Source organism: Streptomyces sp. SD15, from assembly GCF_054462255.1.
Genome location: NZ_JBTLMO010000051.1, coordinates 1 through 20604, shown reverse-complemented (window position 1 = coordinate 20604; position 20604 = coordinate 1). Strand labels below are relative to the sequence as shown.

Sequence of the window (20604 nt, the reverse complement as noted above, 5' to 3'; positions counted from 1 at the left end):
CACAGCCCCGCGCCCCTATGGGGGCGCTGCCCCTACGGGGCGCTCACCGGGCGCTTGAACATCCTCGTCGCCGTGATCTCGCTGTGGACCGATTCGCCTTCCCCGGCCGGGGCCTGCTGTGGCAGTCCCGGCCGGAGGTGTTCTTCGACGCTGATGTACTTCAGCCCGGCGCGCAGGTCGGCGTCGTTGCGCAGCCGGATGACGAGCGGGAACTCGGCGAGCGCGGTCGTGTCGAACAGGCCGGTGGTGTAGAGGAGTTGGACGCCGAGCGCGTCGGACACGGCCCTCTGCAACTCCAACAGGTACGTCGCGTTTGCGCGCCCGATGGGGTTGTCCAGGAAGAGCGTGCCCGCGTGCCGGTGCTTGTCGCGGCCCCTGTCGTTGCTGCGCAGCGCGGCCATCGTGCAGTACAGCGCGATGGCGGCGGTGAGCAGCTGACCACCGGAGAACACGTCGCCCATCTGTCCGACGGGAACGCGCTCGGCGCGCAGCACGGCGTCCGGCTTGAGGATCTCTACGGCGATGCCCTTCGGCTGGAGCGCGGCGGCGACCCCGCGCAGCAGCAGGGACATGCCGTCGCGGCGCATGTCGGAGTTCTTCTTGACGGCGGCGCGCGTGGCCTCGTCGACGACCTCCCCGAGCCGCTCGGTGAGCATGGCCTGGTCGGGCTCTTCGAAGCGGATGCGCAGGAACTCCTGCCCGGACCACTCGCCGAGCCCCTCCGGCAGCCGGGACAGCCGCTGCGCGGACCGCAGGGTGGCGAGCGCGGACTCGACCAGCCCGCGCAGCCGGTCCACGATCGAGTCCCGGTTGCGCTCCAGCTGCTCCAACTCGTCGGTGAGTACCCGCAGTCGGGGCGCGAACGCGTCCGCCCACTTCTGGGCGTGCTCGGGCAGCGCGGACGCGGGCAGCTCACGGATCTGCTGACGGGCCGGAGTGCGCACCTGCTCATAGCGGGTGGAGTTGGCATGCCGTACGAGGATGTCGCTCGCCTCGCGCACGGCGGCCTCGGCGGCGGAGAGATCGGCGGCGCAGCCGCGCAGGGAGCGGCGGGTCTCGGCGGCGGAGTGCCGTGCCTCTTCCAGGGTGCCGGGGTAGGGCTCGGGCTCCTCCTGCTCGTCGTCGGAGTGCTCGCGCAGCAGGTCCCTGAGGAGGGCGGCCGTCTCGTCGAAGCCTCCGGCCGCGTCCTCGGCGGCGCGGTGGGCGTCGAGCAGTTCGGCGTGCGCCTCGCGCGCCTGGTTCAACGCCTCGGTGCGGGCGGCGAGTTCACCGGTGGCCGTGCGCAGCAGCGCCTGTGCGTGCTCGGCGTCGCGCGGGACCAGTTCCTCCGCCAGCTCGGTGTGGGTCTCGCCGTCCTCGGGCGCGTGCCGCTCGGCCTCGCCGCGCAGCCGCCCGAGCTGCTCGCTCGCGGTCGACACCCGGGTCTCCAGAAGCTGCACGAGCTCCTCGGCGCGGGCGGCGGCGGCCTGCCGGGAGGGCCCGTCGGAACCGTCCGGCGACTCCAGCAACTGGGCCGCACGCGTGCGTACCTTGTTGCTGAGCCGGTCCAGCTCGGCCAGCGCCGCACTCTCGTCGCTCTCGGCGCGCGCCTGCTCGGCCCGCAGATCGGCGCCGACGCCGACCTTCTCGTAGAGCTGGGACGCGGCCCGGTAGGCCTCGCGCAGGGCGGGAAGCGACGACTTCGCCGCGCTTGTCCCATCCTCCGGTACGTCGTCGGGGGCGCCCGCGATCTCCGCGCGCTCGGCGCGTAGTGCGCGGGCCGTGCGGCGGGCGTCATCGGCGGCGCGCTGGGCGGCACGGCGGTCCTCGTCGGCGGCGCGGGCACGCTCCAGGCAGACCTGGGCGCGGGCCTCCGACTCCGCTGCCTCGTCGGCGAGTTCACGCAGCTTGACCTGCCAGCCGGCGCGCTCCCGCAGCCGGAAGGCGAGTCCGGCGAGCGCGTCGGCGGCACGCCGGGCCCGCTGGGCGGCTTCCTGCCTCTCATCGCGTACCAGGGCAGCCTCGGCCGCCGACTCGTCGGCCTCGGCCCGTACGGTCCGCGCCTCGGCCAGCTCCGCCTCGGCCTCCTCGGCGAACGCCCGCGCGTCCCCGGCGGCCGAGGCCAGCTCGAGGAGCCGCCCCGCCGGGCAGCCGGTGCGCCAGGACGCGAGCCGCGCGGCCAGCTCGCGGTCCTTGGCGAGCCGACCGGCCAGCGCGCGGATCTCCTCGTCCCGCTGGGTCGCGCGCGTGCGCAGCGCCTGCCGCTCCTCGTCGGCGGCGTGCTCGTCGTGCATGGCCGGGTTCGGCGGTACGAGGAACACGTCGCTGTCGCCCGCGTCGGGGGCCGGGGTCGGCGCGAGCAGCGCGGCGGCCGTACCGACGGCGACGGCGGAACGCGGCAGCAGTGCCGCTTCACCGAGCGCCTCGCGGGCGCGCGCGTGGGTGTCCGGGTCGGTGATGATCACGCCGTCGACGAGCTCCGGCCGGGCGGCCAGCACGCGCGCGTGGTCGGCGGGATCGACGGCCTGCGCGAGATAGCGCCAGCCGGGCAGCGCGGGGATGCCGTGCTCGCCGAGGTACTCGACAGTGGCCAGTACGTCCGGGCCTGGCGGCAGCAACCCGCCGTCGCCGAGTGCCCCGAGGATGCGTGCGTCGTCGGCGGCCGCGGTCCGCAGCTCGAAGAGCTGCCGCTCGGCGGAGGCGACACCGTCGTCGAGGAGCTCGCGCAACTCGTCGGCGTAGTGATCCAGCTGTTCGGGGGTGAGGGGGCCGTCTGCGGGGGACCACACATCGGCGTGGGCGCCGGCCGTCCCGCGTCGCGCCCGTGCGATGGCCGTACCGGGGGCCTTGCCCGGGCCGGCAGCGGCTCCCTGACCAGGGAGCCCGGTGGCGTCGTCGGCCGCCCCGCTCCCCGGCCGCGGCACCGCACCGCCTACCGCGGCGGAGCCGTCGGTTCCCGCTCGGGGCAGCGGTACCCCGCCGCGCCCCGCGCCGTAGGCACCCGGCAGGCTCAGCAGCTCCGCCAGCCGCTCCTCCCCCGCCAACGCCTCCGCGGTGCGCCGCTCCCCGTCGTACGCCCGCTCCGCCGCCGTCGCCGCGTCCGCCGCGCGGGCCGCCGTCAGCTCCGCGCGGGACTCGGCGGACGCCGCCTCCCGAGCGTGCTCCGAGGCGCGCCGGGACGCCTCCCGCGCGGTGTCCCACGCCGCGACGGCCGTCTTCTCGGCGTCGCTGGCGGCGAGTGCGGCGCGGGCCGGATCGGCGTCGGGGGCACTGTCGTCGAGCCAGCCGGCGCGCACCGCCTCGGCGGTCTCCTGCTCGACCTCGCTCAGTCGCTGGCGCAGATGCCCGATCTCGCTGCGGGCGCGCTGTGCGGCGGTGGCCGCGGCGGTGGAGTCGGCGTACGCCGACTCACCGACCTCCTGGAGCCCGGCGGACCGCTCCTCCTCCTCGTTGGCGAGCGCCTCGGCGCCTTCGGCGGCGCGGTGCAGGGCGCGTACGAGGTCGACGGCGGCCTTGGCCCGGGCGGCGAGGGCGGGAGCGGCGTCCCGCTCGGCCTCGCGGATCGCGTCCGCCACGCGTGCGGAGCGGTCGGCCGCGGCGCGGTGCCGCAGCACGGACTCGGCGGCCTGCCAGGCCGAGTGCAGGGTGCGCGCGTCGGCCAGCTCGCGCTTCTGCGCGGCCGCCGACTTCTCGGCCTTGGCGAGGGCCAGCGAGGCATGCCGGTAGGCCAGCTCGGCGGCGATCAGTGCGCCGCGCTCGCGGGCGCCCTCGGCATGGGTGACGGCGTATGCGGCGGCGGTCACGCGCTGCGCGAGTTCACCGGCGCGTACGCGCTCCTGCACGGCCCGCGCGGACAGCCGCCGGGCCAGCGTCCGAGTACGCCGCTCGGCGCCCGCGTGGATGTCACGCGCGCGTGCCCGTGCCTCGGCGGCCTCCACGATCCGGCCGAGCAGGTCCACGGAGCCCGCCGTGAAGTCCCGCTCGGCGATGAGCTCGGCGCGCCGCCCCAGCTTGTTGCCGAAGCCGCCGACCAGGTCGGCGAGCCCGTCCGTGTCCCGCGTGTCGGTGACCGCCCGCAGCAGCAGGTCCGTGAAGTCGGAGTCCTTCTTGACCGCGAAGAGACCGGCGGCCTCGCCCTCGTCGGCGTTCATCTCCCGCTGGTAGCGGAAGAGTTCGGGGTCGAGGCCCAGGTCGCCGAGGTGTTCGTTCCAACGGTCGTGGATCTCCTCCCAGTGCACTTCGAGGTGCGGGTACGCCTTGCCCGCATCGGTGATCGCGTCCCGGAAGCCCTTCATGGTGCGGCGCCGCCCGTGCGCGCCGGACGCGCCCTCGACGGGGGGCCGGACGGTGGTGGCCTCGGCTACGGGCAGGTTGTCCAGGCTCAGTCCGGGTCCGGGCCGGAAGGAGTACCAAGCCTCCGCGAACTTCCTCGGGTCATTGGAGACTTGGCGCCCCCGCCACTCGCTCGCCTTGCCGACGACGACGCACTCACCGGTGAGCGTGTGCTGCCACTCCAGCGCGACATGACCGCAGTCGTCGGCGAGCAGGAACTTGCGCAGTACACCGGAGCTGGCGCCGCCCAGTGTGTTCCGGTGGCCCGGCAGCATCACCGAGAAGATCAGCTTGAGCAGCACCGACTTACCGCCGCCGTTCTCCAGGAAGAGCACGCCCGCGGGCGCGGGCCGGCGCGGTGGGCCGACCGGCTCCTCCTCGAAGAACTCCGCCTGGGTGGGCGCGGGGTCGGGCACGGGCTCGCCGACACCCCGAAGGTCCAGCACGGTGTCGGCGTAGCGCGCACCGGCGGGACCGATGGAGTAGAGGCGGACCCGGGACAGCTCGTACATGGCGGCGGACTCTCGTCGTAAGTCTGGGAAGGTCGGGAAAGGTCGGTGGGGTTCAGAAGCTCGAGAGGCTTCAGGAGTGGAACGGCAGCCCGGCGCCGGCCGCCAGCTCCAGATCGTCGGTCTCCTCGGCGGGCAGCAGCGTCGCGGTGCCGTCGGTCACCGGCACGATGCCCAGCTCGAGGAGCTCGGCCAGCGCGGCACTGCCCGCCATGTCGCGGACCTGGAGCTGATAGCGGGCCGTGGTCCGGTATGTCCCGCCCGCGTCGTCCCCGGTCCGCTGCAGGAACCCGGAGTCGGTGAGGAACGCGGCGGCCTTGCCGACGATGCCGGTGGTCGAACCGGCGAGTCTGCGCGCGTCCTTGGTGGCGCCGGTGGAGCTGCGCCGCGCCCAGGTCCGCCAGGCCGCTTCCAGGCCGGGCGCCTCGGTCGCCGGGTCGGTGTTCTCGCCCTGCTCCTCGGCACGCTCCTCCAGGCGACGGCAGGCCTGTCGTACGAACGCGTCGACGCCGTTGACCGAGACGCGCCCGATGTAGCCGTCGTCCGCGAGATCCTCCGGGCGCGGGAAGGCCATGGCGGCGACGGCAAGGTGGGCGAGGCCGTGCAGGAAGCGGTCCACGGAGTCGGCGGACGTACGACGGGCGTAGTCGCCCATACGGACGGCGAAGAGTGAGTCCTCGGCGGCCGTCACCGCCATCCCCGCGCGCGAGGACACCTCCAGGACGACCAGTCCGAGCCCGGCGGCCACGGCGTCGGCGAGCCGTGCGAAGGGCGGGTCCTCGCGGTAGCGCCGCAGCAGCTCCGCGTACTCCTGGTCGCGCGCGGGCTGCAGCTTGGGCTGCAGCCCGAAGGAGACGAGCCGCGCCGCGTCGGCGGCGTCGGCGGGGGTGACGGGCGCGTTCGCCGGCGCGGCGACGGCATCCGGCTCACTCCACTCGACGTGCTCGGTCACGGTTGAGACTCCTTGTTCGGTGAAACGAGGGGGCGGACGATCGCCCCGACAAGCTTGCGGGGTTGTGGCATGTGCGGCTCCGCCGCGTCGGCGTGACGAGCCACAACCGGCCCGCAGGTCAAAACCAGCCCGCGGTCCCCCGGCTCTTCCGACGAGGCATTCACTTGCGATCCGCCGCCATCCCCGCCGCGTCCAGCGAAGCCATCCCCACGATGAGATCCGCCCCGCCGAACTCCGGATCATCCAGCTCGACCCCGTCGTCCACGGCGAACAACAGCTTCTCCTCGCCCTGCCGATAGGCGGTACCGACCGGCGGACTGGCCGCGTGAACGGCCAACAGAGCGACCAGGTAAGGCAGTTCGGGATCGCGGCGGCGCGCATCCGTAAGGAGCCCGGACAGCCGCCGTGGGGCATCGGCCGGCAGCTCGAGCAGCTCCATGGCGGACGCCAGTTGCTCCTCGCTGAACCGGCTGTCGTCCGGCGTGGCGATCAGGTCCGGCTCCGGCATCTCCGCGCCGAGGTGCTCCCGCTCCATGGGCGGCGTCAGCAGTATGTCGACGAGATCGCCCACGCGCACGGCCACGGGCGTGCGCAGCCCGGTCCCGCGGGCGAAGAACGCGTCCGTCACGCGTCGCGCCCGCTCGACGGGCAGCGGCAGCACGGGCGCGACGAGATGGCCGTAGAGGTCGATTCCCGAGGTGGTCATGGGGGTGGCGAACGCCTGCCGGTCCTGCTCGGCGCGGAACAGCGGTCCGGCCTCCAGGAGCCGGGACTGCAGCTGCGTATGCCTGCGGATGCAGTCCTTGACGATGTCGACGAGCTCGGCGGCGCGGCGCTTCTGCTCGGGGTCCTCGGACTCGTCCCGGGCCTTGCGGATGTTGGTGAGGATCGCGTTCTCGTGCCGATAGCGGTCGGCGACGTGGTCGAGGGCCTCGGCGATCATGTCGGGTACGGCCTGGAGCCAGTCGACGGCCCGTACATTGCGCCGGGTCGCGTCGAGTGCCTTGCGGAGCGTCTCCGAGTACTGCACGGTCCGGTACCGGGCCTGTTCGGCGGCGAGCTGCGCGTCGGCGAGCCGGCCGCGGCTGATCAGCACTTCCAGCTTGACCTCCGCGGCGATCTGCGCACTGGTGACGTCGGTGTCGAGGGCGCCGACGAGGACGTTGACCGCCTCGTCCGTGGTACGGAGATAGACCGTCCCCCCGTACCCGGGGACCTCCTCGATCAGCTTGAAGTCGTAGTCACGGCGCACATAGGAGCCGTCGGGTGCGAACGTGCCGTATACGGCCCGGAAGCCGCGGTCGACGGTGCCGACGTTGATCAGGTTTTCCAGGACCCAGCGGGCCACGCGCTCGTGCTCGGCGACGGGCCGCTGCGGGGCCTGGGCGGCGATGCGCGGGATAAGGCGGGCCACTATCTGGTCGTGGTCGGCGCCGGTGTCGAAGTCCATGTTGAGTGTGACCAGGTCGATGGCGGCGAGGGCCACCTCCGCCATCCCGTACACCGTGTACTCGCCCGCGAGATTCGCCTTGCGTACGTCGAGGTCGTGCAGCGGCGCGGTGCAGGCGAGCGCGCGCAGCCGTCGCGCCAGGCCCTCGTCGGCGGCCGGGCCCGGAGCGGGGCGCGGCCCCGCGCTGAGCTGGGGCGGAACACGGTCCGTCGATGCAGGCGAAGTCACGGTGCACAGACTAGGTCCTCGGTCTGACAACGGTCGAAACGACGCAGATGCGACCGGCCACCCCGGACCCCATGCCAGTCCCGAACCTCACACCGGTCCCACGCTCACGCCGGTCGCTGCCGCCTCAGCCGATCCCCTGCCCACCGTCGGCCACCCGCCGCCCGTACACGTCCACGAGCCCCGCGAGCGAGTCGTCGAGATAGACCGCGAGCAGCCGCTCTGCCCCGTCGCGGTCGCCCTCCTGGAGCGTCCCGAGGATCTCACGGTTGCGCGCGAGATACGGCTCGTGCAGCCGCCGCGGGTCGTCCACCACGTGGAAGGCGAGCCGCAGTTCGGCGAAGACGCTGCGCATCAGCTCGTCGGTGCGGGCGCTCCCGGCGAGCGCCACCAGCTCCCGATGGAAGTGGATGTTGGCCGTGGAGACGCCTTTCCAGTCACCTTCGCGCGCCGCCCGCTGCCCGTCGGCGACGGCCTTGGCGAGGCCGTCCACGGCGTACGGCGGCTTGCCGAGGCCGCGGACCACCGCGCACTCGACGAGGGTGCGGGTGCGGTAGATGTCCTCGACGTCCTCGACGGTCAGCACCCGCACGAAGACCCCGCGGTTGAGCTCGTGCACCAGCAGCCGCTCGTGCGTGAGCAGCCGGAACGCCTCGCGCAGCGTGTTGCGGGAAACGCCGAGTGCTCCGCCGATGCTGTCCTCGGACAGCCGTGTCCCGGGCGGGAAGTACCCCTCGGCGATACGGCTCCTGAGGATGTCCGAGACCCGCTCGGCGGTGCTGGTGCGGCCCAGCAGGGCGCGATCGTCGGCCAGTCCCGTCAGCTCTGCCATGCCCGGAATTCAATCGCAGATACAAGAACGAAACAACATAGGTATTGAGGGATCGTTCAACGATCCTCTACCTTGGCGGTCAGGCGCCGACCGCACCACTGCGGACCACGGCGCCCAGCGCTTCCCGCACGGCATGGCACGGCTCAGTCCTCAAGCACCCTCCGTCCCTCACTGCGAGGTGCCCATGAGCACGACCCCTCCATCCCAGGCCCTGACCGCCGAAACCCAATCCGGCACGGATGAACTCCCCGTCCAGGAAGGCACGTTCGCCTGGCTGCACGCGCTCGGCCCGCGGGGCCGCCGCGCCTTCGCCGGCGCGTTCGGCGGGTATGGCCTCGACTCGTACGACTACTTCACGCTGCCGCTGAGCATGGTCGCGCTGGCGGCGTACTTCGGCCTGGACAGTGGCCAGACCGGCCTGTTCACCACCGTCACGCTGGTCGTCTCGGCGGTCGGCGGCGCGATCGCGGGTGTGGTCGCGGACCGGATCGGCCGCGTCAAAGCGCTGATGATCACCGTGATCACGTACGCGGTGTTCACCGTGGCCTGCGGCTTCGCGCCCAACTACGAGACGCTGCTGGTGTTCCGCGCCCTCCAGGGACTCGGTTTCGGCGGCGAGTGGGCGGTCGGCGCGATCCTGGTCGCCGAGTACGCGAGCCCCCGGCACCGCGGCCGCACACTCGGCGCGATCCAGAGTTCCTGGGCCGTCGGCTGGGGACTGGCCGTGATCGTCTACACGCTGGTCTTCGAGTTCCTCGGCGACGATCTGGCCTGGCGCGTGATGTTCTGGACCGGCGCGCTGCCCGCGCTGCTCGTCGTCTGGGTGCGACGCCGGGTGCAGGACGCTCCGGAGGCGGCCGCCGTTCGTGAGAAGAGCGCCGACAAGGGCTCGTTCGCGGCGATCTTCAAGCCGGCCACGGCCGACGGCCCCGGCCTCCTGCGCACCACGTTCTTCGCGGTCCTGCTCTCCACCGGTGTCCAGGGCGGCTACTACACGCTGGCCACTTGGGTGCCCACCTACCTGAAGACGGAGCGCGGTCTGTCCGTCGTCGGCACCGGCAGCTATCTCACCTTCCTGATCTCCGGCGCCTTCATCGGCTACCTCACCGGCGGCTACCTCACCGACAAGCTGGGCCGCAAGCGGAACATCCTGCTCTTCGCGATCCTCTCCGCCGCCTGCATCCTCATGTACGCCAACATCCCGAGCGGCGCCAACACCCTTCTCCTTGTGCTCGGTTTCCCGCTCGGCTTCTGTATGTCGGCGATCTTCAGCGGCTTCGGCTCGTTCCTCAGCGAGCTGTACCCGGCGGCGGTGCGCGGCACCGGGCAGGGCTTCACGTACAACACCGGGCGTGCCGTGGGCGCCGTTTTCCCCACCCCCTCGCCGCGCTCGCCCTGATCGGACTCCCCGAGACCCGGGGGAAGGAGCTCCTGTGAACGACACCGTCCAGGACCGCCCGCTCAACCTGCTTCTCGACGACCACGCGCACGCGTGGACCCCCAAGAAGGCGCGTGCCCAGTTCCGTTCGGGCGTGTCGGGCCCCACCGCCGGAGTCGCCGCCGGCCACACCCAGGCCAACTTGATCTCGGTGCCCGCCGACTGGGCGTACGACATGCTGCTGTTCTGCCAGCGCAACCCGCAGCCCTGCCCGGTCCTCGATGTCACCGACGCCGGCTCCTGGACCACGCCGCTGGCGGAGGCCGCGGACCTGCGCACCGACCTGCCCCGCTATCGGGTCTGGGAACACGGCGAGTTGGTCGACGAGCCCACGGACGTGGTCGATCGCTGGCGCGGCGATCTGGTCTCGTTCCTCATTGGATGCAGCTTCACCTTCGAGTGGGCGCTGGCCGAGGCGGGCGTCCCGATGCGCCACATCGAACAGGGCCGCAATGTCTCCATGTACGTGACCGGTCGCCAGTGCCGTCCCGCGGGGCGGCTGCACGGCCCCATGGTGGTGTCGATGCGCCCGGTCCCGCCCGAGCACCTCGCCGCGGCGATCAGGGAGAGCAGCCTCATGCCCGCCGTGCACGGCAGCCCGGTGCACTGCGGGGAACCGTCCGGTCTGGGGATCGAGGATCTCTCGCGCCCCGACTTCGGCGATCCGGTGGAGGCCGAGCAGGACGACATCCCGGTGTTCTGGGCCTGCGGAGTGACACCCCAGGCGGCCGTGATGGCGTCCCGCCCGCCCTTCGCGATCACCCACGCACCGGGCCGGATGTTCCTCACCGACGCCCGCGACGAGCAGTACCGCGTGGCCTGACCAGCGGAACGGAAGCAGAACGGAACCTCATGACGACACCGATCGATCTCAACGCCGATCTCGGCGAAGGCTTCGGCCGCTGGCGGCTGACCGACGACGAACAGCTGCTGTCCGTCGTCACCAGCGCCAATGTGGCCTGCGGCTTCCACGCCGGGGACGCGGTCACCATGCGGCGGGTGTGCGAACTGGCGGCCGAGCGGGGCGTACGGATCGGCGCCCAGGTCTCCTACCGCGACCTGGCGGGTTTCGGGCGGCGCGCGATGGACGTGCCGCCCGACGAGCTGGCGGCCGAAGTGGCCTACCAGATCGGCGCCTTGGAGGTTTTCGCGCGCGCGGCGGGCACGCGCGTGTCGTATGTGAAGCCGCACGGCGCGCTCTACAACCGCGTCGTGCACGACGAGGAGCAGGCGGCGGCGGTCGTCGACGGCGTGCTGCTCGCGGACGCCGCTCTGCCCGTCCTCGGTCTCCCGTCCTCCCGCTTCCTGAAGCTGGCCGAGCGGGCCGGACTGCCCACCGCCACCGAGGCGTTCGCGGATCGCGCGTACACCGAGGAAGGCACCTTGGTGCCGCGCGGTCAGGACGGCGCGGTGATCACGGACGCGGACACGGTCGTCGAACGCTCGCTGGGCCTGGCCCGCTCCGGCTCGGTGACCTCGCACTCCGGGGAGCGCATTCCGGTCCGCGCCCGCTCCTTGTGCCTGCACGGGGACACCCCGGGCGCGGTGGACCTGGCGCGCCGGGTACGCGAGCGGCTGGAGTCCGCGGGTGTCCGCGTGGAGGCGTTCGTATGAGGGCCCTGCCGGTCGGTGACCGCGCCCTGCTGGTCGAGGTCTCCTCCGGCGAGGCGGCCCAGGCCCTGCACGCCGAGTTGGTACGCCGCCGCGCGGAGGGCTCCCTGTCCGTGCGTGAAATCGTCCCCGCGGCCCGCACGGTGCTCCTGGACGGCCTGGACGACCCGGTGCGCCTGGCGACCCGGCTCCCCACGTGGGAGATCCCGCCACTGCCCGCGCGCGCGGAGGAGGTGCTCGAGATCCCCGTGCGGTACGACGGTCCGGACCTGGCCGATGTCGCCGCCCTGTGGGGTGTGCCCGAGGAGGAGGTGCCCGAGATCCATGCGGCGGCCGAGTTCCGGGTCGCCTTCTGCGGGTTCGCGCCCGGTTTCGGCTACCTGACGGGGCTGCCGTCGCGGTACGACGTCCCTCGCCGGGCGACTCCGCGGACGGCGGTTCCGGCAGGCTCCGTGGCGCTCGCGGGCCCGTACACGGGCGTGTACCCGCGCTCGTCGCCGGGTGGCTGGCAGCTGATCGGCACGACGGACGCGGTGTTGTGGGACCACGCGCGCGTGCCGGCCGCGCTGCTGGCCCCGGGGACGCGGGTCCGGTTCGTACCGGCGAGGTGCTCATGACGGACCGGGCCCTGTCCATCGCACGAGCCGGGGCCCTCACCACCGTGCAGGACCAGGGCCGCCCCGGTCACGCCCACCTCGGCGTACCGCGCTCCGGCGCCCTCGACGCGCCCGCGGCGGCGCTGGCCAACCGTCTCGTCGGCAACCCCGCGGAGGCGGCCGTCCTGGAGACGACGCTCAACGGCTGTGCCCTGCGCCCTCGCTCGGCGGTCACCGTGGCGGTCACGGGCGCGCCCTGCCCGGTCACGGTCGACAGGCGTCCGACCCCCTGGGGAGCGCCCGTACGCGTCCCCGCCGGAGCACTGCTGGACATCGGCCCCGCCCGCGCTGGGGTACGCAGCTACGTGGCCGTCGCCGGAGGAGTGGCCGTGGAGCCGGTCCTCGGCAGCCGCTCCACGGATCTCCTTTCGGGCCTGGGCCCACCGCCCCTCGCGAACGGCATGGTGCTGCCCCTGGGGCACCCCGACGGCGTCCACGCGCGCGTGGACGTGGTTCCGCACCCCGGGCCACCCTCCGAGCTGGTCCTGCGCGTGGCACCGGGCCCGCGCGACGACTGGTTCACTGCCTCGGCCCTGCGCACCCTGACGACCGGCACCTACCGGGTGTCCTCCGCGAGCAACCGCATCGGGCTGCGTACGGAAGGGCCCTCGCTGGAGAGGACCGTTTCCGGCGAACTCCCCAGCGAGGGCATGGTCCTGGGCGCGGTGCAGGTACCGCCCGACGGAAGACCGGTCGTCTTCCTCGCCGACCATCCGACCACCGGGGGGTACCCGGTGGTCGCGGTGGTCCGTGCGGCCGACCTCCCGGCGGCCGCTCAGGCGGTCCCGGGCACGCCGGTCCGCTTCATGGTCGTACGCCGCCGCTGATCCCGCACAACGGGCGCGATCGGCGCGACCGTCATGCCGCATCCGGCTGTTCGGCCACCGACAGTGCGGCCAGCGCGGACGCCACGGCGTGCGAGGCGCTGAGGTCGAGCCGGGCGCTGGTGCCGCGTGCCCGATGGCGTACCTCGGCGGCGGCCAGGGTGAGCAGCTGCGGCAACAGGTCCGTGCACCGCCGGGCCACCCAGCCCGTCCCCGCGGTGGCCAGCCACCACAGGCTCGCCGACCGTGTGGGCGCGGGGAAATCGGGCTCGGCCGCGGGCGCGGCCCCGGTGGCCAGGCCCTCCTGCGCGAGCAATGCGTGGAAGCGAAGGGCGAGTTGCCGGTGTCCCCGCTCCCCCGGGTGCAGCCGGTCCGCGCTCCACATCGCGCGGTCGGTGAGCCACTCCTCCTCCGCGGCGTGCAGATGCACCGCTCCGTGCCGCTCGGACAGCGCGTGCACGACCGCGTTGACGCCCCGCTGCCGCCGGGCCAACGGCCGCGCCAGCGCCCCCGGCAGCCCGAGCATGGAGCCGGGATCCGGCAGACAGGCCGTCATCACCACCGCGCCCTGAGCCCGGAACGCCGCATACACCTGGTCGAGCCGCGCGGCCACGGCGTGGATGTCGAAGGTGCACCGCAGGGTGTCGTTCACGCCTATCACCACGGACACCACGTCCGGCCGCAGGGCCAGCGCCGCCGGTGTCTGCCGCTCCAGGACGTCTCGTGTCTGGGCCCCGCTCACCGCGAGGTTGGTGAACTCCACAGAGGCGTCAAGACCGCCCGCGAGCAGCGCGGCCCAGCCCCGCCAGGCCTCGCCCATGGGATCGCCGACGCCTTCCGTCAGCGAATCCCCGAGGGCCACGAACCGAACGGGTCTCATCCGACGCCCTCCTGCAGGCGGGGCCGCTCCTCGACCACCGCGTCGTGCGCGGCGAGGAACGCCTTCACCGCGGTGTCCCAGCCGAAACACTCCGCACGCGCGCGTGCGGCTTCGCGGCGCTCGCCCTCGGGGCGTCCCAGAAGCAGCCGCACCGCGTCCGCGAAGGAGTCCCCGCTGTCGGCGGCGGTGGCCCCGGCGGACCCGACGACCTCCGGCAGAGCGGACACCGCGCTCGCCACCACCGGCGTACCGCAGGCCATCGCCTCCAGCGCGGCCAGCCCGAACGTCTCGGCCGGCCCGGGTGCCAGGCACACGTCGGCGGAGGCCTGCAACGCACCGAGCAGGGCACGGTCGGCGACATGCCCGAGGAAGGTGACCGGCAGCCTCCGCTCCCGGGCCCGCTGCTCGAGCCGGGCCCGCAGCGGTCCGTCCCCGGCGACCACGAGCACGGCGCGCTCGCCGCGCCGCAGCAACGCCTCCAGCGCGTCGAGCGCCGTGCCCGGCCGCTTCTCGACGGACAGCCTGGAGCACATCACGAGCAGCGACTCGTCCACGCGCGCGTACCGGTCGCGCACCGCCGGATCCCGCAGCGTGGGGTGCCGTCCCACCAGGTCGACGCCCAGCGGGGCCCGGACGACATTGCGGGCCCCGATGCGGACGAACTCGCGCTCCGCGAACTCCGTGGTGCACACAACGCGCGCGTAGGTGTGTGCCGTACGGATGTTGAGGGCGTCGGCGGTCCGTCGGGCCATCCCCTCGGGGAGCCCCCAGGTCCGCAGCACGCCGTCGGCGGTCTCGTGGGAGACCATGACCGCGGGCACCCGGGCCCGCCGTGCCCACACCCCGGTCCAGCGCAACGTGGTCCGGTCGGAGACCTCGAGCCGGTCCGGCTCGAGTGACTCCAGGAGGCGGGCGACGCTCCGCTTGTCCGTGAGCACGCGATAGCCGCCGGTTCCGGGCAGCAGCGGCCCGGGCAGCGTGATCACCCGCCCCTGCTCGGTCTCGCGGTCGGTGGCGCGCTCCCCGGGGACGATGAGCACCGGCTGGTGTCCGGCGGCCCGGTAGCCCGCGCCCAGCTCCCGCAGCGCGGTACGCAGTCCGCCCGACGCGGGGGCGACGAAGTTGGCCAGCCGTACGATGCGCAGGCTCATGCCGCCACCAGCTTCCGCGCGGAGAGCACATCGGAGTAGTGCCCGATGAGCTGATCGCCCACGGCGGCCCAGGTGCGGCCCTCGACCATGGCGTGCCCGGCGGCCCCGTAGGCGGCCCGGAGGGCCGGATCTGCGGCCAGGGCCGAGACCGCGTCACGTACGGCGTCCGCGTCGCGCGGCGGCACCAGCAGCCCCGTACGGCCGTGCGCCACCAGGTCGAGCGGTCCGCCCGCGGCGGGCGCGACGACGGGCACTCCGCTGGCCATGGCCTCCTGCACGGTCTGGCAGAAGGTCTCGAAAGGGCCGGTGTGCACGAAGACGTCCAGTGAGGCGAAAATCCGGGCGAGCTCGTCGCCGGTGCGACGCCCGAGGAAGACGGCGCCGGGAAGAGCCTCGTGCAAGGTCGATTCGCTGGGCCCGTCGCCCACCACCACGACGCGCACTCCGTCCAGGCCGCAGGCCCCGGCGAGCAGTTCGACCTGCTTCTCGGGAGCGAGCCGGCCGACGTAGCCGACGATCAGCTCTCCGTTCGGGGCCAGTTCACGGCGCAGTGCCTCGTCCCGGCGGTCGGGGCGGAAGCGAACGGTGTCCACGCCACGCGCCCACAGCCGCACCCGCGGCACACCGTGTGCCTCCAGGTCGTGCAGGGCCACGCTGGACGGAGCGAGCGTCCGGTCGGCGGCGGCGTGCACCGAGCGGATGCGCCGCCACGCCGTGGCTTCGCCCGCACCCACGTACGTACGGGCGTATCCGGCGAGGTCGGTCTGGTAGACGGCGACGGCGGGGATGCCGAGCCGGGCGGCGGCGGCCATCCCGCGGACGCCGAGGATGAAGGGACTGGCCAGGTGAACGATGTCCGCGCGGTGTTCGGTGATCGCCGCGGCGACGCGTCGGCTGGGGAGGGCGACGCGGACCTGGGGGTAGCCGGGGAGCGGAAGGGAGGGGACACGGACGACGGGGCACGGCGCGAGAGCGTCGGGCCCGTTTCCGGCCGCAGTGGCCGGGGCGACGACGAGGGGAACGTGACCGCGATCGACGAGGTGCCGGGCGGTCTGGAGCGCGCAGTGGGCCACGCCGTTCACATCGGGGGGAAAGGATTCGGTCACGATGACGACACGCATACCCGTGTTGTCGCCGTGCTGGACGTGGCCACGTCAACGTGGATCTTTCCGTACGGGGAACGCCTTGTGAGCGTTGGGCTGCACGCCTGTCCAGGTCAGCCCGCGGCCATGCCCTCCTGCCCCCCGGGTCACTTCGCGTTCATACAGCGGGCGCGTCGGGCCCGATGCGGCTGCGCACGGCTGTCTGGACTTCCGCCTCCTCGGCCGGGTCCGCCGCGAGCCGCCGTAGCTGTTCGACGACGCGCGCGTCACCGGTCTCGGCGTGCCGTGCGGCCACCTCCCGGGTCGACTCCTCGCAGTCCCACAGGCACTCCACGGCGAAGCCGGCGGGGAAGGAGGGATCGGTGGCGGCGAGGGCACGGGCGGCTCGCCCGCGCAGATGGGACGAGGCGGTTTCGCGGTAGACATGGCGCAGTACAGGTGCGGCACAGACGATGCCGAGCCGTCCGGCGCCGTCCACGAGGGTCCACAGCGTCGGCGCGTCGGGGCCTTCGCCACGTACGGCTTCGCGGAGCGCGCCCAGGACCAGATCGCGGTCCTTCGTGCCGCCCCGGCAGGCGAGCATCCGTCCCGCGGCGGCGCCCAGGGCGTCGGGCCGGTGTGCCCAACGTCGCGCCCGGTCGACGGCGGCGACACTGCGCATCCGTTCGAAGGCGTCAGCAGCAGCCTCCGCGACTGCCGCCGTGCCGCCGGCCACGGCGCCCTCTATCAGGTCGAGGGCCTCCGGATCGTTGCTGTCGGCGAGATAGCGCAAGGCCGTACAACGGGCTCCGTCGCCCCCGCCGCGGGCGGCCTCGACGATTTCCGGCCGGTCCTCGGGGCCCGCGACGGCGGTGAGGCAACGGGCGGCCGGCACATGGAGTGCGGCTCCGCGGTCGAGGCCCTGCTGGGCCCACTCGAACACGGCTCGCACGCTCCAGCCCGGGCGTGGCCCGGTGGGGCGCAGTTGTCGTTGCCAGCGGTCGAAGGACCCCTGTTCCTGGGCGGCACGCACGCGCGTACCGATGGATTCGCGGGGATCGTCGGCCCACAGCCGCCAGGGCCGGGGCTCGAAGGCGTCGCGCACGGCGGCGGCGAGGGCGGCCTCGCCCTCCGGGTCGGCCGGGAAGCGGGCGAGCACGGGCGCGGCGAGGGCGCGCAGGCCCGCGTCGTCGTCGCGCAGGGCCAGCTCGTCCAGGGCCCAGGCCCAATTGCTGCCGGAGGCCGCGTACCCGCGCAGCAGTTCCAGGGCGTCCCGCCTGCCGTACGAGGCGAGGTGCCCGAGGACCGCGAGGGCGAGCCCCGTGCGTGACTCGCAGTCGTCGAGGACGTCCTCGACGTCGAAGAGATGCCGCTCGATCTCGTCGAGCTCACCGCTCAGATCGAGGTAGAGACGGGCGTAGTACAGGGAGCGGTTCTCCACCTGCCAGTCGTGGCGGGGGTCGCGCAGCACACAGTGGTTCAGCGCCGCGAGCGCTTCGGCGCGCGGTGCGGTGAGCGCGTGCAGCGTGCCGTCACCGCGGCCCCTCTGGAGCAGGCCGAGCAGCGTACCGCTGGGCGCTATGACCGGATCGAACATGGGAAACAGCCTCACATCAAGCGTCGACGCAACCGGGATCCTGCATTACCTGGCCGCGTGACAACACGTCGGAGCGCCCGCCGTTTCTTGCTTGCTGTAGACCATCTTCCTCTGCCTCTCGTCGGTGGCCCAGGCGGGCCGCATCACGGCCCGCGCGGTGCGGCAACACCTGCCCAGCCATCGCGTCCATGAATCACGACGTCATGATGACTCGGCAGTTCTTCTTGCCGCGACCGTATTTCCGGCGGCCCCGTTCCGCCTCCCCCGTTTTCCGTGTTGTGCCTGGTCAGCGTGTTCGGATCAGAGTGCGCCGAACAATTCGAGCAGTTCCGTCTTGCCGAACATGCGGGCCGTGTCCACGGCCGAGGGGGTGCCCACGGCCGGGTCGGCGCCGCCGTCCAGGAGCGCGCGGATGACCGTCTCCTCGCCCTTGAAGACAGCCCCGGCGAGCGGAGTCTGCCCTCGGTCGTTGACGCGGTCCGCCTCGGCGCCGCGCTCCAGCAGGGCGCGGACCGCCTCGGCGTGGCCGTGGTACGCGGCGAGCATCACGAGCGAGTCGCCGCGGTCGTTGGTGAGGTTGGCCGGAACGCCCGCGTCGACGTACGCCACGAGCGCCTCGGTCTCGCCACGGCGCGCCAGATCGAAGATCTTGGTCGCCAGCTCCACGACTTCGGGGTCGGGGGCTTCACTCATCGGCGGACCACCTCTCACAGGGACATCATCGAGTTCAACGGGGACTGCGGGAGCCTACGACAGCCGGGCAGGCTGTCATGCACAGGCTCGTACGACGGCGAGATGCACGGCCGTACGGGTGAATCGCCAGCGTACTGGCTTCGGCGGCACATGACCGGCCCCGACGGAGGCAAAGATCACCGCGGGCCCCACGCAAGCAACAGAACTGTTCAGGCGGCCCAGGACAACTCCACCGACCGAGTGAAATCAGCCGAATTTCACCTAGTTGCACCTTTTATCGTATGGATACATCCTGTGATCCTGGAACAACTCATGGTGACCGTCCCCACGAACCAGGAGAGCACAAATGATTCTGTCCATCTCAGGCGTCATCCTCCTCGGCATCATCGTCTTCCTCTTCTTCCGCAAGGACGGACTCAAGGCGTCGCACGCCGTGGTGTCCGCTCTCTTCGGCTTCTACCTCGCCAGCACGGCCATCGCGCCGAGCATCAAGGCCGGCGGGGAGAGCCTGGCGAGCCTCCTCGGCGGGATCAAGTTCTGACGTCCCTGCCCATCGCACGCACCTTCAGGAGACAGCAGTGGCTCGGCGCCCTCTCCCCCGCATCCTCAGCTACGGCAGTGCACAGATCGCCCGAAGCCGGGAGCTGGCCCGGACGGCAGCCGACAGCGCCACCGATGTCCTCCACCCACTGATCACGATCACTCGTGGACTGCGCCGACTGGCAGGTGTCGGACGGCGCAAGTGGGCCGACACTCCCAAGGACGGGCGCGGGCCGCTGCTGTTCATGGTGGCCTCGATGATCCTGGTCCTGGCACTGGTGCCCTACGGACCGCTGCTCGCCGCCATCACCCTGATGGCGGCAGCAGCGTGGGCGGGCCGTGACAACGCCCCCTCGGAACCCACCGGCCCCGACGAGTCGCAGATCCAGCGCCTCCAGTCGCTCCACGACGCCCTGGTCCCGTACTTCTCGACGGCCGAGGACCCGGACCCCCTCTACGCCCATGGCGGCGACTGGGAGAAGACCTTCCCCACGTTCGGCTTCGACGGCGACGGACGCGTGTCCCGACTCCTCATCCGCTACCCGGCGTACTTCACGGACGGCGAGGCGGAGTCCCGTGCCCGGATCGAGCAGCTCCTGCACGCCAAGTCCGGCCGCGGCCGCGAGTACCACTTCGACTGGGACGAGGAGGGCAACGAACTCACCGTCACCGTCCTCCCGCCTCTCCCCACCGACATCGCCGCCCAGCGCTTCGTCACCGCGCCCGGCGAAACGGTCCTCGGCTTCACCGATCCCGCCGACGTCCAGCGCACCCTCCCCCTCACCTACGGTGAGGAACAGCGCGACGTTCCCCCGGTCGTCTGGCGCACCGGCATCCGCTCCACCGAGCCGCATCTGCTCGTCGCGGGCGAACCGGGCAGTGGTACGACCACCCTCGTCCGCTCGATCGCCCTGCAGGCCCTCCAGTACGGCGATGTGGTCATCATCGACGGCGGCGGCACCGGCGAGTACGCGTGCCTGACCGGCCGCGCCGGTGTCCTCGCCGTCGAGTGCGGTCCGGCCGGGGCGCTGGCGAGTCTGGAGTGGGCCGCGCACGAGACGGAACGGCGGCTGGTCGCCGCCAACCGCGCGCGTCAGGCGGGCAACCCTGCCCCGGACGACACCAAGAACCCCTTGTGGATCCTGCTGGACCGGCCCAGCGCGCTGGGCCTTTTCGTCTCCGCCGACGGCCGCAAGGAACCTCAGGCCCTCCTCGAGGTCCCGCTCCGCCACGGGCGCGCGGCGGGCGTCACGGTCGTCATCGCCGAGCAGTTCGACGGCCTGGACTGCCTCAGCGACGCCGTGCGTCGGCACACTCGCGCGCGTGTGGTCCTCGGTCCGGCGTCCACCAGCCAGCTGGAGGCCGTCCTCGGCGCGCCGCCGCACACCACCCCCATCCGGGACATGCCGCCCGGACGCGGGTACGCACACCTGGGCACGGGGCCCGTCCTGCGCCTCCAGGTCCCGGCCACGCCGGACCCGTACGACGACGCGACGAGCGAGACGCATCGGCGGGCGGTGCTGGAACTCCTGCCGGAGCGGACGACTCCGGCGGACGCGCAGCCACCGGCCGCGGAGGCGGCGGTCCCTGCGGAGAGCTGAGCCGGTCGTGTTCGTCCCCGGGGCTCCGCCCCCAGACACCCGTTCGGCCTGAACGGCCTCGTCCTCAAACGCCGGACAGGCTGGGATACCTGGCCTGGGTCCAGGGGCGCAGCGCCCCTGGCGGGGGTCTGGGGGCGGAGCCCCCCAGGAACGGATGGCGAGAACCCACCCGCTAAGACGTCATCTCATTTGGTGAGTCTGCGATAGCAGATGAGGGTGCAGGCGATGCTGGTGAAGGCGAGGAAGTGGTCG

The 20604-nt window shown here is 72.8% G+C and carries 15 protein-coding genes and 1 pseudogene; 7 read left to right on the top strand and 9 right to left on the bottom strand.

The window, feature by feature from the left end; genetic code table 11:
• Positions 1–32 precede the first annotated feature (32 nt).
• The 4 genes from ACX28W_RS35170 to ACX28W_RS35155 all read right to left on the bottom strand — a co-directional run bounded on the left by ACX28W_RS35170 (position 33) and on the right by ACX28W_RS35155 (position 8279).
• A complete protein-coding gene (locus ACX28W_RS35170) occupies positions 33–4823 on the bottom strand; it encodes a hypothetical protein (protein WP_459004064.1) in 4791 nt (1596 codons plus the stop codon).
• 70 nt (positions 4824–4893) lie between these two features.
• Positions 4894–5772 carry a hypothetical protein gene (locus tag ACX28W_RS35165; protein WP_459004063.1) on the bottom strand — a complete coding sequence of 293 codons (879 nt, stop codon included), beginning with the start codon at positions 5770–5772 and terminating at the stop codon, positions 4894–4896.
• A 160-nt stretch (positions 5773–5932) separates the two neighbouring features.
• Positions 5933–7450, bottom strand: a complete 1518-nt coding sequence (locus tag ACX28W_RS35160) for a hypothetical protein (RefSeq protein ID WP_459004062.1) — start codon at positions 7448–7450, stop codon at positions 5933–5935.
• 124 nt (positions 7451–7574) lie between these two features.
• Positions 7575–8279, bottom strand: coding sequence for a GntR family transcriptional regulator (locus tag ACX28W_RS35155; protein ID WP_459004061.1), 705 nt, complete (start codon positions 8277–8279; stop codon positions 7575–7577).
• Positions 8280–8463: 184 nt separating this feature from the next.
• Here ACX28W_RS35155 and ACX28W_RS35150 point away from each other — a divergent pair.
• The 5 genes and pseudogenes from ACX28W_RS35150 (at position 8464) to ACX28W_RS35130 (ending at position 12811) form a co-directional block, all read left to right on the top strand.
• Positions 8464–9716 (top strand): annotated as a pseudogene (locus ACX28W_RS35150) (MFS transporter).
• Complete coding sequence (locus ACX28W_RS35145; protein ID WP_459004060.1) at positions 9713–10540, top strand: putative hydro-lyase; 828 nt, start codon at positions 9713–9715, stop codon at positions 10538–10540. Before ACX28W_RS35150 ends, ACX28W_RS35145 begins: the two are co-directional and overlap by 4 nt.
• Positions 10541–10569: 29 nt before the next feature.
• Entirely contained in the window at positions 10570–11331 is a 762-nt protein-coding gene (locus ACX28W_RS35140) for a LamB/YcsF family protein (RefSeq protein ID WP_459004059.1), read from the top strand.
• Complete coding sequence (gene pxpB, locus ACX28W_RS35135) at positions 11328–11945, top strand: 5-oxoprolinase subunit PxpB (protein WP_459004058.1); 618 nt, start codon at positions 11328–11330, stop codon at positions 11943–11945. Before ACX28W_RS35140 ends, pxpB begins: the two co-directional genes overlap by 4 nt.
• On the top strand, positions 11942–12811 hold the full coding sequence (locus ACX28W_RS35130) for a 5-oxoprolinase subunit C family protein (RefSeq protein WP_459004057.1): 870 nt from the start codon (positions 11942–11944) through the stop codon (positions 12809–12811). Before pxpB ends, ACX28W_RS35130 begins: the two co-directional genes overlap by 4 nt.
• A gap of 31 nt (positions 12812–12842) precedes the next feature.
• Here ACX28W_RS35130 and ACX28W_RS35125 read toward each other — a convergent pair whose 3' ends face one another.
• The 5 genes from ACX28W_RS35125 to ACX28W_RS35105 form a co-directional block, all read right to left on the bottom strand.
• Positions 12843–13688 carry an SGNH/GDSL hydrolase family protein gene (locus tag ACX28W_RS35125; RefSeq protein WP_459004056.1) on the bottom strand — a complete coding sequence of 282 codons (846 nt, stop codon included), beginning with the start codon at positions 13686–13688 and terminating at the stop codon, positions 12843–12845.
• Complete coding sequence (locus ACX28W_RS35120) at positions 13685–14839, bottom strand: glycosyltransferase (RefSeq protein ID WP_459004055.1); 1155 nt, start codon at positions 14837–14839, stop codon at positions 13685–13687. Before ACX28W_RS35120 ends, ACX28W_RS35125 begins: the two co-directional genes overlap by 4 nt.
• Positions 14836–15960, bottom strand: coding sequence for a glycosyltransferase family 4 protein (locus ACX28W_RS35115; protein WP_459004054.1), 1125 nt, complete (start codon positions 15958–15960; stop codon positions 14836–14838). The genes ACX28W_RS35120 and ACX28W_RS35115 overlap by 4 nt, the downstream gene beginning before the upstream one ends.
• 139 nt (positions 15961–16099) lie before the next feature.
• Positions 16100–17518, bottom strand: a complete 1419-nt coding sequence (locus ACX28W_RS35110) for a HEAT repeat domain-containing protein (RefSeq protein ID WP_459004053.1) — start codon at positions 17516–17518, stop codon at positions 16100–16102.
• A gap of 300 nt (positions 17519–17818) precedes the next feature.
• Positions 17819–18211: an ankyrin repeat domain-containing protein gene (locus ACX28W_RS35105; RefSeq protein ID WP_459004052.1), complete on the bottom strand. Its 393-nt coding sequence runs from the start codon at positions 18209–18211 to the stop codon at positions 17819–17821.
• A 346-nt stretch (positions 18212–18557) separates the two neighbouring features.
• Here ACX28W_RS35105 and ACX28W_RS35100 point away from each other — a divergent pair, with 346 nt between their 5' ends.
• Positions 18558–18752: a hypothetical protein gene (locus tag ACX28W_RS35100; RefSeq protein WP_362080017.1), complete on the top strand. Its 195-nt coding sequence runs from the start codon at positions 18558–18560 to the stop codon at positions 18750–18752.
• 37 nt (positions 18753–18789) lie between these two features.
• Positions 18790–20352 (top strand): P-loop NTPase family protein, encoded by a 1563-nt coding sequence (locus ACX28W_RS35095; protein WP_459004051.1) that lies wholly within the window; start codon positions 18790–18792, stop codon positions 20350–20352.
• The last annotated feature ends 252 nt before the right edge of the window (positions 20353–20604 follow it).

Excerpts from the sequence above, each read along its gene's own strand:
- ACX28W_RS35125 (WP_459004056.1), bottom strand. The coding sequence starts at position 13,688 with ATGAGACCCGTTCGGTTCGTGGCCCTCGGGGATTCGCTGACGGAAGGC.
- ACX28W_RS35100 (WP_362080017.1), top strand. The coding sequence starts at position 18,558 with ATGATTCTGTCCATCTCAGGCGTCATCCTCCTCGGCATCATCGTCTTC.
- pxpB (WP_459004058.1), top strand. The coding sequence starts at position 11,328 with ATGAGGGCCCTGCCGGTCGGTGACCGCGCCCTGCTGGTCGAGGTCTCC.
- ACX28W_RS35115 (WP_459004054.1), bottom strand. The coding sequence starts at position 15,960 with ATGCGTGTCGTCATCGTGACCGAATCCTTTCCCCCCGATGTGAACGGC.
- ACX28W_RS35105 (WP_459004052.1), bottom strand. The coding sequence starts at position 18,211 with ATGAGTGAAGCCCCCGACCCCGAAGTCGTGGAGCTGGCGACCAAGATC.
- ACX28W_RS35120 (WP_459004055.1), bottom strand. The coding sequence starts at position 14,839 with ATGAGCCTGCGCATCGTACGGCTGGCCAACTTCGTCGCCCCCGCGTCG.
- ACX28W_RS35110 (WP_459004053.1), bottom strand. The coding sequence starts at position 17,518 with ATGTTCGATCCGGTCATAGCGCCCAGCGGTACGCTGCTCGGCCTGCTC.
- ACX28W_RS35130 (WP_459004057.1), top strand. The coding sequence starts at position 11,942 with ATGACGGACCGGGCCCTGTCCATCGCACGAGCCGGGGCCCTCACCACC.
- ACX28W_RS35155 (WP_459004061.1), bottom strand. The coding sequence starts at position 8,279 with ATGGCAGAGCTGACGGGACTGGCCGACGATCGCGCCCTGCTGGGCCGC.
- ACX28W_RS35170 (WP_459004064.1), bottom strand. The coding sequence starts at position 4,823 with ATGTACGAGCTGTCCCGGGTCCGCCTCTACTCCATCGGTCCCGCCGGT.
- ACX28W_RS35140 (WP_459004059.1), top strand. The coding sequence starts at position 10,570 with ATGACGACACCGATCGATCTCAACGCCGATCTCGGCGAAGGCTTCGGC.